10 protein-coding genes and 1 pseudogene are annotated in these 15441 nt (G+C 72.2%); 9 read left to right on the top strand and 2 right to left on the bottom strand.

From position 1 onward, the window contains the following. Positions 1 to 133: 133 nt before the first annotated feature. Positions 134 to 562: an SgcJ/EcaC family oxidoreductase gene (locus ACZ60Q_RS35550; protein ID WP_469641711.1), complete on the bottom strand. Its 429-nt coding sequence runs from the start codon at positions 560 to 562 to the stop codon at positions 134 to 136. 523 nt (positions 563 to 1085) lie between these two features. On the opposite strand from ACZ60Q_RS35550, the gene ACZ60Q_RS35555 reads away from it, so the two are divergent. Further along, on the top strand, positions 1086 to 1553 hold the full coding sequence (locus tag ACZ60Q_RS35555) for an acyl-CoA thioesterase (protein ID WP_469641712.1): 468 nt from the start codon (positions 1086 to 1088) through the stop codon (positions 1551 to 1553). Between the two features lie 96 nt (positions 1554 to 1649). On the opposite strand, the pseudogene ACZ60Q_RS35560 reads toward ACZ60Q_RS35555, so the two are convergent. Then, positions 1650 to 1916 (bottom strand): annotated as a pseudogene (locus tag ACZ60Q_RS35560) (carboxymuconolactone decarboxylase family protein); the annotation flags it as partial. A gap of 427 nt (positions 1917 to 2343) precedes the next feature. Between ACZ60Q_RS35560 and ACZ60Q_RS35565 the strand changes: the two are divergent. The 8 genes from ACZ60Q_RS35565 (at position 2344) to ACZ60Q_RS35600 (ending at position 15424) form a co-directional block, all read left to right on the top strand. Next, the gene (locus tag ACZ60Q_RS35565) at positions 2344 to 2538 is read left to right on the top strand and encodes a hypothetical protein (RefSeq protein ID WP_469641713.1); all 195 of its coding nucleotides are present in this window, start codon (positions 2344 to 2346) and stop codon (positions 2536 to 2538) included. Between the two features lie 43 nt (positions 2539 to 2581). Next, positions 2582 to 3565: a DUF1702 family protein gene (locus ACZ60Q_RS35570; protein WP_469641714.1), complete on the top strand. Its 984-nt coding sequence runs from the start codon at positions 2582 to 2584 to the stop codon at positions 3563 to 3565. Positions 3566 to 3656: 91 nt separating this feature from the next. Continuing rightward, complete coding sequence (locus tag ACZ60Q_RS35575; RefSeq protein WP_469641715.1) at positions 3657 to 4625, top strand: DUF1702 family protein; 969 nt, start codon at positions 3657 to 3659, stop codon at positions 4623 to 4625. 12 nt (positions 4626 to 4637) lie between these two features. Continuing rightward, on the top strand, positions 4638 to 6569 hold the full coding sequence (locus ACZ60Q_RS35580; protein WP_469641716.1) for a CRTAC1 family protein: 1932 nt from the start codon (positions 4638 to 4640) through the stop codon (positions 6567 to 6569). After that, positions 6566 to 7702 (top strand): enediyne biosynthesis protein, encoded by a 1137-nt coding sequence (locus ACZ60Q_RS35585; RefSeq protein ID WP_469641717.1) that lies wholly within the window; start codon positions 6566 to 6568, stop codon positions 7700 to 7702. The genes ACZ60Q_RS35580 and ACZ60Q_RS35585 overlap by 4 nt, the downstream gene beginning before the upstream one ends. Then, entirely contained in the window at positions 7699 to 13536 is a 5838-nt protein-coding gene (locus tag ACZ60Q_RS35590) for an SDR family NAD(P)-dependent oxidoreductase (RefSeq protein ID WP_469641718.1), read from the top strand. Before ACZ60Q_RS35585 ends, ACZ60Q_RS35590 begins: the two co-directional genes overlap by 4 nt. Continuing rightward, complete coding sequence (gene sgcE6, locus ACZ60Q_RS35595) at positions 13533 to 14081, top strand: NADH-dependent FAD reductase SgcE6 (RefSeq protein WP_469641719.1); 549 nt, start codon at positions 13533 to 13535, stop codon at positions 14079 to 14081. The genes ACZ60Q_RS35590 and sgcE6 overlap by 4 nt, the downstream gene beginning before the upstream one ends. Then, positions 14078 to 15424, top strand: a complete 1347-nt coding sequence (locus ACZ60Q_RS35600; RefSeq protein ID WP_469641720.1) for a cytochrome P450 — start codon at positions 14078 to 14080, stop codon at positions 15422 to 15424. Before sgcE6 ends, ACZ60Q_RS35600 begins: the two co-directional genes overlap by 4 nt. Positions 15425 to 15441 lie beyond the last annotated feature (17 nt).

Genomic DNA, 15441 nt, shown 5'->3' on the forward strand with positions numbered 1-15441 from the left:
CCGCCCCCGCCCCCCCCCCCCCCCCCCCCCCCCCCCCCCCCCCCCCCCCCCCCCCCCCCCCCCCGGGGGGGGCCCCCCCCCCCGGGGGCCCCCCCCCCCCCCGGTGCTCTCGCCGCTCGCGGCGGAGCGTTGGTCAGGACGCGTCGAAGGGACTGTTCTGGTAGGCGGCCAGGGACCACACACCGTCCTCGCCCCGTACCGCGACCCAGGAGGCGCGTACCCTGCGCTCGGGCCGGAGCGTTTCCTCGCCGGGGGCGCGGACGCCGCCTTCGGTGACCAGGACGGCCGCTTCGTCGCCGAGGAAGTTCACGGCGACCGGCGCTCCGACGACCTGGGTGCCCTTGAACGGGCCCTCGAAGGCGGCCGCCATGAACGAACGGATGGCCTCGCGGCCCTGGCAGTGGACTCCGGGCATCACCATGCTGGCGTTCTCGGTGAAGATGTCCGCGAAGGCGGCGGCGTCATGGGCCGCCCACGCCGTCATGATGCGCTCCGGCAGGCCGGCGACGCCCTGCTCCCGCTCGTCGGCCGTGGTCGTGGTCGTGGTGTCTGTGGAGTTCATCGGGTTCCTTGCCTCCGTGATGTGGGCACGATGCCGAGGGAGCCGGGCGGGTACGCGTGCGGCCCGGCTCATCTGTCAGGTGCGCGACGGCGGGTGCCCCGTGGGCCGCGTGGAACGACGTCACCGGACCGGGCCGGGCTGAGCGGTCAGCGGCCCGCCGTCGCCGGTGCGGCCGCCGCCGTAGGGTCCGGGCGGCCGGCCGCGGTTGCCCCGGCCGGCCGCCCGGCTCGGGGCTGTCTCGATGCTCGCCCGCCGGCTCGGCCGCGTACCACTTCGGGATTGCTCTGGATTCCGCCGGCCGCGCTTTCGCGGGGTGCGGTCCCCGGCCCCGGAATCCCTGAGCAAGCCCAAAGATGCCGACGGCCGGGCGATCGCCAATCGTGGCTGTGGGTCGCTTCCCGTAATCGGGCCATGCCCGGTGGATCCGCGGGACGCGAGCAGGAGGGGCCCCCGGGGTCCCGCGCGGAAAGCTGCGGGCGCGGCCGGTGACGCCTGCCCTGATGACGAAGGAAAGGGAAAGCCGATGGCCGACGTGCGGCCCTATTACGAACTGCGCCATCTCGTCGGATTCGAGGAGACCAACCTGGTCGGCAACGTCTACTACGTCAACTACGTCCGCTGGCAGGGCCGGTGCCGGGAGATGTTCCTGCTGGAGATGGCCCCCGAGGTGCTCGACGACATCCGCGACGACCTGAAATTGTTCACCGTCTCGGTGGGCTGCGAGTTCTTCGCCGAGATCACCGCCTTCGACCAGCTCTCGATCCGGATGCGTCTGGAGGAGCTGACCCAGACGCAGATCGTCTTCACCTTCGACTACCTGCGGCTGCACGGGGGCGCCGAGAACCTGGTGGCCCGCGGCCGGCAACGGGTGGCCTGCATGCGCGGCCCCAACGGCGACACCCGCCCCACCAGGGTGCCCGAGGCCCTGCGGCTGGCCCTGGAACCGTACGCCGTGCAGGTGGCGGCCTCAGTCCCGGCGAGCAGAGGCTGAGGCGGCGGACGCGTCCGGTGCGTCGTGCCGGCGCGGGCCGGTGCCGTAGCCCTGTCCGACGATGCGGTGGGCCCCCGCGGCGTAGTAGCCCTCCTCGGCCGGGCCGGCGAGGGCGGCCCCGACCGTGTCCGGGCCGCCGTCGAGCTGCGCGGCGGCCGCCGCGCCGTGCGTTCCGGCGCAGAAGGGCGTGGCGTTCAGGCGGGAGACGTAGGCCGCGACCAGTTCGCGCTCCCCGCGGCTCAGCGAGGCCGGTTCTCTGAGCAGCACGTTGGCGAGGTGGTTGAGCGGCGCGGCGGTGTCCGGGCGCCGGGTCATCAGACCGCGGATTCCGGGCTCGGTGTTGTCGATCGCGATGTGGGGCACGGGGCATGTCCTCGGGTGGTCCGGGCGGCGGACGCATCCATGCTCCTGAGGGCTTGGCCGGTGGCCAACTCCTCCCTTGCTCGATCCGGTCCGCGTCGCGCCCCGGTCCCTCGCTTCGCCCCCTGTGCCGCTCGTTCTTCCCGGTTGCCGGATATGCGGCAACCGGGAAGAACGAGCGGTTCTCCGTTCCCTTCTACGCTGTCGCCGCGTCCGGCGGCCGACCAGGTGATCCGTTGTGGCACACATCGATGAGTCACCGGTTCGTGAAAGCGGCGTCGAGGCGGGTGGAGGTGAGGTGCGGCGGCGCGGAGTCCCGCTGTTCGCGGGAATCGTCGCGCGGGATCCGCGCTGACCGTGGTCTGGTCGGCCGAGTTCGTCGACAAGACCGTCGGCGGCACCATCGCCCGGTCGATTCCGGACGGCCGCGGTGACGGCGGTGACCCTGATCGTCGCGGGCGTCTTCACCTTCCTCCGCTGGGACGTCAGGATGCTCGCGCCCAGCGAGATCATCCCCTGGTACCCGGTCGCGCCCCGGGCGGTCCGACGGCGCCGGGACCCGGCCGGGTCCGGGCGTATGCGCATTCTTGAAGATGCCCCGTTCTTCGCCGCCGTCCGACGATGAAATCCTGGCCACCCCCCCTGGTGGCCTGCCGAGGAGGCATCGCGTGGCAACGGCAATGGGTTCTCTGCGCAGACTTCTGATGGCTCCGTCCCTGCGTGAGGTGAGCTTCGCCGGGCGCGGTTTCCCGGTGGTCGAGACCGCTGCCACCCGGCAGTTGGAGGCCATCCCGCAGACCGTGGTGACCGGCTTCGAATGGGGCGTCGAGTCCAGGGACCTGTGGGAGACCGAGCGGCGGCTGTCGCTGGTCGACCCGGAGGTGCGGGGCTTCGCCTACGAGGGCGCGGTCATGGCCTCGGTCATCCGGGACGCGATGCCCGGCCGCGGCGGGCGCACCCGGGCGCTGCTCCAGGGCGCGGGGCGGCGGCACATCTTCCTCAACTACATCGGGATCGGCTTCGCCATGGCCAAGCTGCCGCGGCCGTTGTGGAAGAAGGTCATGCCGGACGATCTCGACGGCGAGGAGTTCTACCCGCCGATGAGCTGGCTCGCCGTCGACGGGTACGGCTTCGACCGCGCCTACTTCGACCCCGCCCGCTGGGTCGACGCCCAGCGGGCGGACACTCCCTACGCGTGGGAGGGGCATCCGGACTACTTCCGGCGGGCGGTGGACCAGGGCATCGGACGGGCCCTGTGGTTCATCCACGGTGCGCACGTGGGGCAGGTCAGCGCCGCCGTGCGCGGTTTCGCCTCGGGGCGTGCGCCGGACCTGTGGGCGGGGGTGGGGCTCGCCGCCACCTTCGCGGGCTGCTCCACGGCGGGCGAACTGGCCGCGCTGCGCGCCGAGGCCGGGGAGCTGAGCGGGCATGCGGCGCAGGGCTCCGTCTTCGCGGCGAAGGCCCGCCACTTCTCCGGCGTCGTGCCCGAGCACACCCGGGCCGCGCTGCACGCGCTGGCCGGGATCACCGTCGAGGCCGCGGCCGCGCTCGCCGACGGCACCGCGCCGGCGCCGGGCCCGGCGGGCGGTGTCCCGGCCTATGAACTCTGGCGGCGCGCGGTGCGTGAACACCTCCTCGTGCATAGCGGTTGAGCATTCCTGGAGTAGCCGCACGGGTAGCCGTATCAAATATCGTCGTCCAACGAACGGGAAATTCCGGCAAAGGATAGAGGGGCGGCCTTTAATGTCCATCTTGCGTGCGATGAGGCGCCGAGTCCTCACGCCAAATGTCCGGGAAACAAAACTGGAAACACGTGGTTTCCACGTCAAGAACGCGGCGGCGAAAGACCAGTTGGAAACGGTCGGGACGAGCTTCCTCCAGGGGTACGCCTACGCGGTCGAGGCGCGCACCGCGGGGCAGGCGACCGACTGGCTGGAGACGGTTCCCCGGGCCTTTCGCGGGTTCGCCTACGAGGGTGCCGGGATGGGCGCCGTCATGCTCGACTCGCTGACGGGCGGCGAGTCGCGGCTGACCGGCATCCTGGAGGGCAGGGGCCGGCAGCACAACTACATGATCTACGTCGGCGTCGGCTGGGCGATGGCGAGGCTGCCGCGGTTCATGTGGCCCGACGTGAGCGCCATCGACCCGGTGCTGCGGTGGCTGCTCCTGGACGGGTACGGCTTCCACCAGGCGTACTTCAAGACCGACGCCTATGTCCGCGATCCCGGCCGGGAACACCCTTTCACCTGGAAGGGCGGGCCGGACGCCTACAGTGCCCGCGTGATCGACCAGGGCATCGGCCGTGCCCTGTGGTTCGTCGGCGGTACCGACCCCGACGTCGTCGCCGAGCTCATCGAGGCCTACCCCGCCCACCGTCACGGCGACATGTACGCCGGCGCCGGACTCGCCTGCACCTACGCGGGCAGTGCCGACGAGGACGAACTGCGGCGCTTCGCGAAACACGCGGGCGAGCACCTGCCGAACCTGACGCAGGGCTCCGCGTTCGCCTGTGAGGCCCGTGAGCGGGCGGGCACGACGATCGCCCACACCCGTCTCGCCGCCCGCGTCCTGTGCGGCGGCCGGACGCCCGGGGAGGCCGCCCGGGTGTGCACGGACGCCGCGCCCGCGGGCTGTGACGGCGGCGAGATCCCGGCTTTCGAAATCTGGCGGCAGCACATCGCCGCAGAGATCACTTCCGTTCCGCACGCGTAGAAAGGCGCTGGCATGACACACCCGATTTCCTGGCTGCGGAAGCAGGCGCCCGGAGTCATCGCACTCGCTCTCATGGTCAGCACCTTTTATGTGGTGAAGCCGTACGAGTCGAGTGCTGCGGACAAAGCGGCGCTGGCGGAGAAGTTCACCTTCGAGCCGATGGCGATAGCCATGCCGGGCGGATACAAGAAACAGAGCGTCCGCAAGGTGAACAAGGCCTACAAGCACATCGAGGCGTGGATCTCCTCGGTCGGCGCGGGCGTCGCCATGAACGACATCGACGGCGACGGGCTGCCCAACGACCTGTGCGTCACCGATCCGCAGATCGACCAGGCGGTGGTCACCCCCGCACCGGCGCCCGGCCGCGAGAGCGCGTCGTACGCGCCGTTCACCCTCGACATGTCTCCGCTGCCCAAGAGCGACATCATGGCCCCGATCGGCTGCGTCCCCGGTGACTACAACGAGGACGGGGCGATGGACCTGCTCGTGTACTACTGGGGCCGGACCCCGGTGATCTTCCAGGCGAAGAAGGAGCCCGGCAAGGACACCACGACCATGGACCCGAAGTGCTTCGAGCCCGTCGAGCTCGTCCCCGGCAACGGCGGCGGCGGGAAGTACGACGGGCCGCTGTGGAACTCCAACGCCGCGGCGGTCGCCGACTTCGACGGTGACGGGCACAACGACATCTACATCGGGAACTACTTCCCCGACAGTCCCGTCCTGGACGACACCGTGCACGGCGGCGTGACGATGAACGACTCGCTGTCCCACGCCCAGAACGGCGGCGGCGGCCACTTCTTCCGCTGGACGCCCTCGGGCTACGAGCAGGTCGAGGACGTCCTGCCGAAGGGCATCGACCAGGGCTGGACCCTGGCGGTCTCGGCCACCGACCTGGACGGCGACCAGCGCCCCGAGATGTACCTCGCGCACGACTTCGGGACCTCGGCGCTCCTCTACAACAGGTCGACGCCCGGCACGTTCAAGTTCAGCGAGGTGAAGGCCAGGCACACCGCGACCACGCCGAAGTCCAAGGAGATCGGCCGCAGTTCCTTCAAGGGCATGGGCGTCGATTTCGGCGATCTGGACAACGACGGCCTCTACGACGCCTTCGTCTCCAACATCACCACCTCCTTCGGCATCCAGGAGTCGAACTTCGCGTTCGTCGGCACGGCCCGTGACAAGGCCGACCTGCGCGCCAAGTTCCGCGACGGCGTCGCCCCCTACAAGGACGAGAGTGCACCGCTCAACCTCGCCTGGTCCGGATGGGGTTGGGACGTGAAGATGGGCGACTTCGACAACGACGGAATCCAGGAGATCACCCAGGCCGTCGGCTTCGTCAAGGGCAAGCGCAACCGCTGGGCCCAGCTCCAGGAGCTCGCCACCGCCAACGACGCGCTGGTCAAGCACCCCCGCTTCTGGCCCCGCGTGGAGGAGGGCGACGACCTCGCCGGCGACCAGCACCTGCGCTTCTTCGTCCAGGAGAAGGACGGCGAGGCCTACAGCGACCTGTCCAAGCAGCTCGGTCTGGCCGTACCGGTGCCCAGCCGGGGCATCGCCACGGGCGACGCCGACGGCGACGGACGCCTCGACATGGTCGTGGCACGCCAGTGGGAGGACCCCGTCTTCTACTGCAACATGAGCAAGGAGACCGGCGGCCACCTCGGCCTCAGCCTCACCGACGAGGCCGGCTCGCCCGTGATCGGCGCCCAGGTCACCGTGACCCTCTCCGACGGCAGCACCCGTCTGGGCCGGGTCGACGGCGGCAGCGGCCACTCCGGCAAGCGCAGCCAGGACGTGCACATCGGCCTCGGCCAGGAGGCCGAGGGCCCGGTGCAGACCCGCCTGACCTGGCGTGACCGCACCGGGCAGGTGCGCAACAAGGACCTCCAGCTGACCCCCGGCCGGCACGCGCTGGAACTCGGCTCCGACGTGAAGGAGAAGTGACCGTGCCCGAAACCAAGACGCGCGCGGCCGCCGCGCCGCGGCACGACGTGAAGGTCGTCACCGCCCTGCGTCGGTTCGCGATCTCGATCTCGATCCTCAACATCGCCGGGTACACCTTCCTCGGCTTCGAACAGCCCTGGCTGTGGCCGTTCATCGCGGTCCTCACCGCCTACACGGTGGAGATCGCGCTGGAGGCCGTCAGCGCCCGCGGCGAGAAGCGGGCCCCCCGCTACGCGGGCGGCGGCTTCAAGGGCCTGGTCGAGTTCCTCTTCCCCGCGCACATCACCGGCCTCGCCGTGAACATGCTGACCTACGTCAACGACCGCGTCTGGGTCATGGTCTTCGGCGTCGTCGTGGCCGTCGGCACCAAGTGGGTGCTCCGCGCCCCGCTCAAGGGCCGCATGCGGCACTACATGAACCCGTCGAACTTCGGCATCGCGATCATCCTGCTGCTCTTCCCCTGGGCCAGCATCGCCCCGCCCTACCACTTCACCGAGTACCTGTACGGCCCCGCCGACTGGGTCCTCCCGGCGGTCATCCTGGTCCTGGGCACCATGCTGAACGCGAAGCTGACGGACCGTATGTGGCTCATCGGGGCGTGGCTGGTCGGGTTCGTCCTCCAGGCGGTCGTCCGCGGTCTGGTGATGGGGACCTCCATCCCGGCGGCGCTGGGCATGATGACCGGAGTGGCCTTCATCCTCTTCACGAACTACATGGTCACCGACCCCGGCACCTCCCCCTCCAAGCGCTCCTCCCAGATCGCGTTCGGCGGCGGCGTCGCCGCGATGTACGGGGTGCTGACGGCGCTCGGCATCGCGTACGGCATCTTCTTCGCCACCGCCCTGGTGTGCCTGATCCGCGGCGGCTACCTGTGGGGCCTGCACCTCAAGGCCGAGCAGGCTCCCGCCGGGGCCGAACCGGCGCGGTCCCGGGCGGAGCCGGCGCAGCGGAGCGCCGCCTCCGCCGCCCCTCCCCCGTCCCCTCCCTCCCCCGAGCCGGAGCCGGAGCCGGAGCCGGTGCACGCGGTCGCCCGTACCGGTGACCCGTGCCGGGACGGCACCTGCCTGCACGGCAAGTGCGCGTCCATGCGGGCGGCGGCGCAGCAGCGGAAAAAGATGGCGGTGCCCGTATGAGCCGTATCGCGATCGTCGGCGTGTCGTGCAGCTACCCCGACGCCACCACCCCGCACGAACTCTGGGAGAACGCGGTCGCCGGGCGGCGGGCCTTCCGCCGGCTGCCCGACGTGCGGATGCGCCTGGAGGACTACTACGACCCCGACCCCTCGGTCCCCGACCGGTTCTACGCCCGCAACGCCGCCGTGCTGGAGGGGTGGGAGTTCGACCGCGTCGCCCACCGCATCGCGGGCGGCACCTACCGTTCCACCGACCTCACGCACTGGCTCGCGCTCGACACCGCGACCCGGGCGCTGGCCGACGCGGGGTTTCCCGCCGGCGAGGGGCTGCCCAGGGAGCGCACGGGCGTCGTCGTCGGCAACACGCTCACCGGTGAGTTCGCCCGGGCCAACGTGATGCGGCTGCGCTGGCCCTACGTACGCCGGGTGCTCGCCGACGCCCTCAAGGGGCAGGACTGGGGCGACGAACGCCTGGGCGAGTTCCTGGCCGGGGTGGAGGACGCCTACAAGCAGCCCTTCCCCGCCATCGACGAGGACACCCTGGCGGGCGGCCTGTCCAACACCATCGCCGGCCGGATCTGCAACCACTTCGATCTGAACGGCGGTGGATACACCGTCGACGGCGCGTGCTCGTCCTCGCTCCTGTCGGTGACCACCGCCTCCGCCTCCTTGCTGAACGGGGACCTCGACGTCGCCGTCGCCGGCGGCGTGGACCTGTCCATCGACCCCTTCGAGATCGTCGGCTTCGCCAAGACCGGGGCGCTCGCCAGGACGGAGATGCGGCTCTACGACCGCGGTTCCAACGGCTTCTGGCCGGGTGAGGGCTGCGGCATGGTCGTCCTCATGCGCGAGGAGGACGCGCTGGCCGCCGGACGCCGTGTCTACGCCTCGATCGCCGGCTGGGGCGTCTCCTCCGACGGGCAGGGCGGCATCACCCGCCCCGAGGTCAGCGGCTACCAGCTCGCCCTGGCCCGTGCCTACGAACGGGCCGGTTTCGGCATCGACACCGTCCCGCTCTTCGAGGGTCACGGCACCGGCACCGCCGTCGGCGACGCGACCGAGCTCAGGGCGATCATGGGCGCCCGCGCCCAGGCCGACCCGCACGCTCCCAGCGCCGTCATCAGCTCCGTCAAGGGCATGATCGGCCACACCAAGGCCGCCGCCGGAATCGCCGGGCTGATCAAGGCCACGATGGCCCTGGACGCCGCGATGCTGCCGCCGGCCATCGGCTGCGTCGACCCGCACGAGCTGCTCACCGACGCCTCGGCCAACCTGCGGGTCCTGCGCCGGGCCGAGGCCTGGCCCGGCGGGACACCGCTGCGCGCCGGGGTCACCGCCATGGGGTTCGGCGGGATCAACACCCATGTCGTCCTCGACAGGGCCCTGCCCGCGGGACGCCGGACCCTCAGCCGGCGCTCCACCACCCTGGCCAACTCGCTCCAGGACGCCGAACTGCTGCTCCTGGACGCCGCGTCACCGCAGGCGCTCAGGGAACGTCTCGCCCAGGTCGCCGAATTCGCCGCCACGCTCTCCTACGCCCAGCTCGCCGACCTGGCCGCCACCCTCCAGCGTGAACTACGCGAACTCCCCCACCGGGCGGCCGTCGTCGTCACCTCCCCGGAGGACGCCGAACTGCGGCTGCGGCAACTGGCCGGGGCCCCGGACACCGACGGGGGCATCACGCTCACCCCCGACGGGCGTGCCTGCACCGGCCGGGCGAAGGACGCCGCCCGCATCGGCTTCCTCTTCCCGGGCCAGGGCTCGGGCACCTCGACCGGCGGCGGTGCGCTCGCCCGCCGCTTCACCGAGGCCGCCGACGTCTACCGGCGGGCCCAGCTGCCCACCACCGGCGACATGGTCGCCACCGACGTGGCCCAGCCCCGCATCGTCACCGGCTCCACCGCCGGGCTGCGCGTGCTGGACGCGCTCGGCATCGAGGCCGACGTCGCTGTCGGCCACAGCCTCGGCGAACTCTCCGCCCTGCACTGGGCGGGCGCCCTGGACTCCCCCACCCTGCTGGAGGCCGCCCGGGTCCGGGGAGCGGCCATGGCCGAGCACAGTGCCTCGGGCACCATGGCCTCGCTGGCCGCCACACCCGAGGAGGCCGGGAAGCTCATCGCGGACCTGCCGGTCGTCGTCTCCGGTTACAACGGCCCTCGGCAGACCGTCGTCGCCGGGACCGTCGAGGCCATCGCCACGGTCACCGAACGGGCCGGTCGGGCGGGCGTCTCCTGCACCGGCCTCGCGGTCTCGCACGCCTTTCACTCGCCCCTCGTCGCTCCGGCCGCCGACGGCTTCGGCGACTGGCTCGCCGGAGTGCGCCTGAACGGGGTGGACCGCCGGGTCCTGTCCACCGTCACCGGCGCGGAGCTGGAGAGCGACACCGACCTGTCCAAGCTGCTGCGGCAGCAGATCACCGACCCGGTGCTGTTCACCCAGGCGGTCCGGGCGGCCGCCCCCGACGTCGACCTGTTCGTCGAGGTCGGCCCCGGCCGGGTGCTCACCGGCATGGCGGCGGCCACCGCCGATGTGCCGGCGCTCGCCCTGAACACCGACGACGAGTCCCTGCGCGGGCTGCTCCAGGTCGTCGGCGCCGCCTACGTCCTGGGCGCCCCGCTCATCCACGAACGGCTCTTCAACGACCGGCTGACCCGGCCGCTGGAGGTCGGCGCCGAGTTCAGCTTCCTGGCCAACCCCTGCGAACAGGCCCCCGACATCGCCCTGCCCGCCACCCGCACAAAGAGCCCCGACGACGGCAACGGCGCCGGGGCCGGGGCCGGCGGCTCGGCCGGGGAGTCGCCGCTCGACGTGCTGCGCGCCCTGGTCGCCGAACGGGCGGAGCTGCCGCCCGAACTGGTCGACGACGGCAGCAACCTCCTGGACGACCTGCACATGAGCTCGATCACGGTCGGCCAGATCGTCAACCAGGCCGCCCTCCAGCTCGGCCTGACCGCCGCCCACGTGCCGACCAACTTCGCCACCGCCACGATGGCCGAACTGGCCGAGGCGCTCACCACGCTCGCCGAGACGGGCGACGGCAAGGCTCCCGCGCCCGTCGTGGCCGGGTCCGCCGCGTGGGCCCGCCCCTTCGCCGTCGATCTCGACGAGGTCCCGCTGCCCGCACCCGTGTCGGGCGGCGGCAACGGGTCCTGGGAGCTGTTCACCGCCCCGGACCACCCCTTCGCCCAGGACGTGCGCAGCGCCCTGGAGAGGGCGGCGGTGGGCTCCGGAGTGCTGGTCTGCCTGCCGCCCGACTGCTCCCGGGAGCGAATCGAGCACGCGCTGAAGGGCGCCCAGGCCGCCCTGGCCGGCGACCGTGAGCGCCGCTTCGTGCTGGTGCAGCACGGCCGGGGCGCGGCCGGGCTGGCCAAGACCCTCCACCTGGAGGCGTCCCACCTGCGGACGACCGTCGTGCACACCCCGGTCTGTGACGGCGCCGCGGACCGGGTGGCCGCCGAGGTCGCCGCGACCGCCCGCTTCAGCGAGGTCCATCTCACCGCGGACGGCACCCGCCGCGTCCCGGTACTGCGCGCCCTGCCGATCCGTGCCGAGCGCGCCGAACAGGTCCTGGAGGACTCCGACGTCCTGCTCGTCACCGGCGGCGGCAAGGGCATCACCGCCGAGTGCGCGCTGGCCGTGGCACGGCAGACCGGCGTCAAGCTGGCCGTCATCGGCCGGTCGGATCCCGCCAGGGACGAGGACCTCGCCGCGAACCTGCGGCGGATGGCGGACAGCGGGGTGACGGTGCGCTACGCCAGCGCCGACGTCACCGACCCGGCCCGGGTCGCCGCGGCCGTCGCCGAACTCACCGACGTGCTCGGCCCGGTCAGCGCCGTCCTCCACGGGGCGGGCCGCAACGAGCCCGCCTCGCTCTCCGGTCTCAAGATGGACGACTTCCACGCCACGTTCGCCCCCAAGGTCGACGGCCTGAACGTCGTCCTGGACGCCGTCGGCGAGGAGAACCTGAAACTCCTCGTCACCTTCGGCAGCATCATCGGCCGGTCCGGGCTGCGCGGCGAGGCGCACTACGCCACCGCCAACGAGTGGCTGGCCGACCGGACGGAGCAGGTCGCCCGCGACCATCCGGGCTGCCGGGCCCTGTGCATGGAATGGTCGGTGTGGTCCGGGATCGGCATGGGCGAGAAGCTCTCCGTCGTCGAGTCGCTCTCCCGCGAGGGCATCGTCCCGGTCTCGCCCGACCAGGGCGTCGAGATCCTGCTGCGGCTGATCGCGGACCCCGACGCCCCCGTGGTGACGGTGATCAGCGGACGGACCGAGGGCATCACCACGGTACGCCGCGACCTCCCGCCGATGCCGCTGCTGCGGTTCACCGGGACCCCGCTGGTGCGCTACCACGGTGTCGAACTCGTCACCGAGGCCGAACTGAACGCGGGAACCGACCTCTATCTCGCCGACCACCTCCTGGACGGCAACCTGCTGATGCCCGCCGTGATCGGCATGGAGGCCATGGTGCAGGTGGGGTCCGCGCTCACCGGACGCGACGACGTACCGGTCATCGAGGGTGCGCGGTTCCTGCGGCCCATCGTGGTGCCGCCCGCGGGGACCACCCGCATCCGGATCGCGGCGACCCTCACCGACACCGACACGGTGGACGTGGCCGTGCACACGCAGGACACCGGGTTCGTCGCCGAGCACTTCCGGGCCCGGCTGGTCTACTCCCGGGCCCCGGTCCCGGACGGGCCGCCGGCCCAGGTGGGCCCGGAGGTGCCGGACGCCCCGCTGGACCCGGCGGCCGACCTGTACGGCGGTGTCCTCTTCCAGGGCGAGCGGTTCCAGCGGCTGCGGCGCTTCCGCCGGGCCTCGGCCCGGCACGTCGACGCCGAGGTGGCGGTCGCCGCGCCGTCGGGCTGGTTCGCCGGGTTCCTGCCGGACACGCTGCTGCTGGCCGACCCGGGGATGCGGGACGCCCTGATGCATGGCAACCAGGTGTGCGTCCCCGACGCGACGCTGCTGCCGTCCGGTATCGAGCGGCTGTATCCGATGGCCGCCGGCGCCGGTCTGCCGCAGGAGGTGCGCTACTGCGCCACCGAGCGCCACCGCGACGGCGACACCTATGTGTACGACATCGTGGTACGCACCGGTGACGGCACGGTCGTCGAGCGGTGGGAGGGGCTCACCCTGCACGCCGTGCGCAAGACGGACGGCTCCGGGCCGTGGGTCGCCCCGCTGCTCGGCTCCTACCTGGAGCGGGCGGTGGAGGAGGTGCTCGGCACCCGCCTGGCCATCGCTGTCGAACCGGACCTCCCCGGGGCCGGGGAGTCGGTCGGCGAGCGTCGTGCGGCCACCTCGCGGGCTGTTCAGCGGGCGTTGGGCGAGAGTGCGGAGGTCCGTTACCGGCCCGACGGGCGCCCCGAACTCGCCGACGGCCGGGAGATCTCGGCGGCCCACGGCCTGGGCGTGACTCTCGGGGTCGCCGCCGCGGGGACCGTGGCCTGCGACATCGAGGCGGTCTGCGTCCGTGACGCCGGCACGTGGGCGGGGCTGCTCGGTGAACACGCCGGGCTGGCCGCTCAGGTCGTCAAGCAGACGGGCGAGGCCCCGGACACCGCGGCGACGCGGGTGTGGGGCGCCGTCGAATGCCTCAGGAAGGCCGGGCTGATGGCCGGGGCGCCGCTCACCCTGGCTCCGCCGGATCGGGACAACTGGGTCGTCCTCGCCTCGGGCGGACTGCGGATCGCCACGTTCGTCACGACGTTGCGCGACGCCCTGGAGCCGGTGGTCGTCGCCTTTCTCGCACCGGTCCCCGATGCGCCGGCGCCCCCGCCGGCGTCCTCCGCGGCCGGGTCCCGGCCGCCGACAGGGAGGAAGGCATGAGCCCGACCACCGTTTCGTCCATGGAGCTCGTCGATCTGGAGGACCGCAAGCAACTGCGGGGCGTGTTCGGCGCCTTCCCCACCGGGGTCACCGTGGTGACCGTCGGCGGGGACTCCCCCAGGGGTATGACGGCCAGCTCGTTCACCTCCCTCTCCCTCACCCCGCCCCTGGTGCTCGTCTGCGTCGGCAAGGACGCGGTGATGCACGGCAACCTCGACCGTTCGCAGACGTTCTCGGTCTCGGTGCTCGACATCGGGCAGGAGGCCGTCGCACGCCACTTCGCCGACCATGCGCGCCCCGTCGGAGCCGGCCAGTTCGACGCCGTCGGCTGGCAGCCCGGGCGGAAGTCCGGAGCACCGCTGATCGCCGGCGCCGTGGCTCATCTGGAGTGCGAGAAGAAGATGCTGTACGAGGGCGGTGACCACACGATCTTCGTCGGCGAGGTGGTCTCGGCGGTGCGCTGGCCGTTGCGTGAGGCCCTGCTGTTCTCCGGCGGGCGCTTCAGGCGGTTCGCGCCCGAGCACCGCGAAGGCCATGTGGCATGAGGACCGACCCGCCGGGCCCCCCGGTCAGCGCCCTGCCGGGGCTGCTGAGGAAGTTGGCGGTGGACCGCCTGGGGATGATGGAGGACGCGGCCGCGCTGGGAGAGGCCGTACGGGTCTCTCTGGGGCCCAAGAAGCTGTATGTCTTCAACCGGCCCGACTACGCCAAGCACGTCCTGGCCGACAACAGCGACAACTACCACAAGGGCATCGGCCTGGTGCAGTCCCGCCGGGTCCTGGGCGACGGTCTGCTGACCAGCGACGGCGAGGTGTGGCGGGCCCAGCGTCAGACGGTGCAGCCCGCGTTCAAGCCGGGGCGCATCAACCGGCAGGCGGACGCGGTCGCGCAGGAGGGCGCCAAGCTGGTCGCCCTCCTGCGCGCCCGCGAGGGGGCCGGCCCCGTCGACGTCCTCCAGGAGGTCACCGGGCTCACCCTCGGTGTCCTTGGCCGCACGCTGCTGGACTCCGACCTCTCCTCGCAGGACACCCTCGCGCCTTCCTTCGAGGAGGTCCAGGACCAGGCAATGCTGGAGATGGTCTCCCAGGGCATGGTGCCTGGCTGGCTCCCGCTGCCACCGCAGGCCCGCTTCCGCCGGGCCCGCCGGGAGCTGTACCGGGTGGCGGACCTGTTGGTGGCCGACCGCGGCGCGCGGATGGCCGACGGGGGGCCCGGCGACGACGCCCTGTCCCGGATCATCGAGGCCGCCGGGCGGGCCGGCACGCCCCGGCAGGTCCGCAGAAAGCTCCGCCAGGAGCTGGTGACCCTGCTCCTGGCGGGGCACGAGACGACGGCCAGCACGCTCGGCTGGACGCTGCATCTGCTGGAGCGTCATCCCGAGGTCCGCGCCGCCGTCCGTGAGGAGGCCCGCGGTGTCCTGGGCGAGCGCCTCCCGGACGTCGGCGACCTGCACCGGCTGTCCTGGACGACCAAGGTCGTCCAGGAGGCCATGCGGCTCTACCCGCCGGTGTGGGTCCTGCCCCGGGTGGCGCAGCGGGAGGACGAGGTCGGCGGATACACGGTGTCGGCCAAGGCCGACGTGCTGATATGCCCGTACATCATGCACCGCAACCCGGGTCTCTGGGAGGACCCCGAACGCTTCGACCCCGAGCGCTTCGACCCGCGGGCGGTGGCCAGCCGCCCGCGGTACGCCTACATCCCCTTCGGCGCGGGGCCTCGCTTCTGCGTGGGCAGCAACCTCGGCATGATGGAGGCGGTCTTCGTGACCGCGCTGATCACCCGCGATCTCGACCTGCGCACCGTTCCCGGGCACCGGGCGGTGCCCGAGCCGATGCTGTCGTTGCGGATGCGGGGCGGACTGCCGATGACGGTCAGCGCGGCGGGCTGAGCTATGCCCGTCGCTGT

Source organism: Streptomyces sp. NPDC104313, assembly GCF_055583985.1.

What these genes read in the sequence shown, in the direction of transcription:
- ACZ60Q_RS35550 (WP_469641711.1), bottom strand. Translation starts at nt 562, where the DNA reads ATGAACTCCACAGACACCACGACCACGACCACGGCCGACGAGCGGGAG.
- ACZ60Q_RS35555 (WP_469641712.1), top strand. Translation starts at nt 1,086, where the DNA reads ATGGCCGACGTGCGGCCCTATTACGAACTGCGCCATCTCGTCGGATTC.
- ACZ60Q_RS35575 (WP_469641715.1), top strand. Translation starts at nt 3,657, where the DNA reads ATGTCCATCTTGCGTGCGATGAGGCGCCGAGTCCTCACGCCAAATGTC.
- ACZ60Q_RS35580 (WP_469641716.1), top strand. Translation starts at nt 4,638, where the DNA reads ATGACACACCCGATTTCCTGGCTGCGGAAGCAGGCGCCCGGAGTCATC.
- ACZ60Q_RS35590 (WP_469641718.1), top strand. Translation starts at nt 7,699, where the DNA reads ATGAGCCGTATCGCGATCGTCGGCGTGTCGTGCAGCTACCCCGACGCC.
- sgcE6 (WP_469641719.1), top strand. Translation starts at nt 13,533, where the DNA reads ATGAGCCCGACCACCGTTTCGTCCATGGAGCTCGTCGATCTGGAGGAC.
- ACZ60Q_RS35600 (WP_469641720.1), top strand. Translation starts at nt 14,078, where the DNA reads ATGAGGACCGACCCGCCGGGCCCCCCGGTCAGCGCCCTGCCGGGGCTG.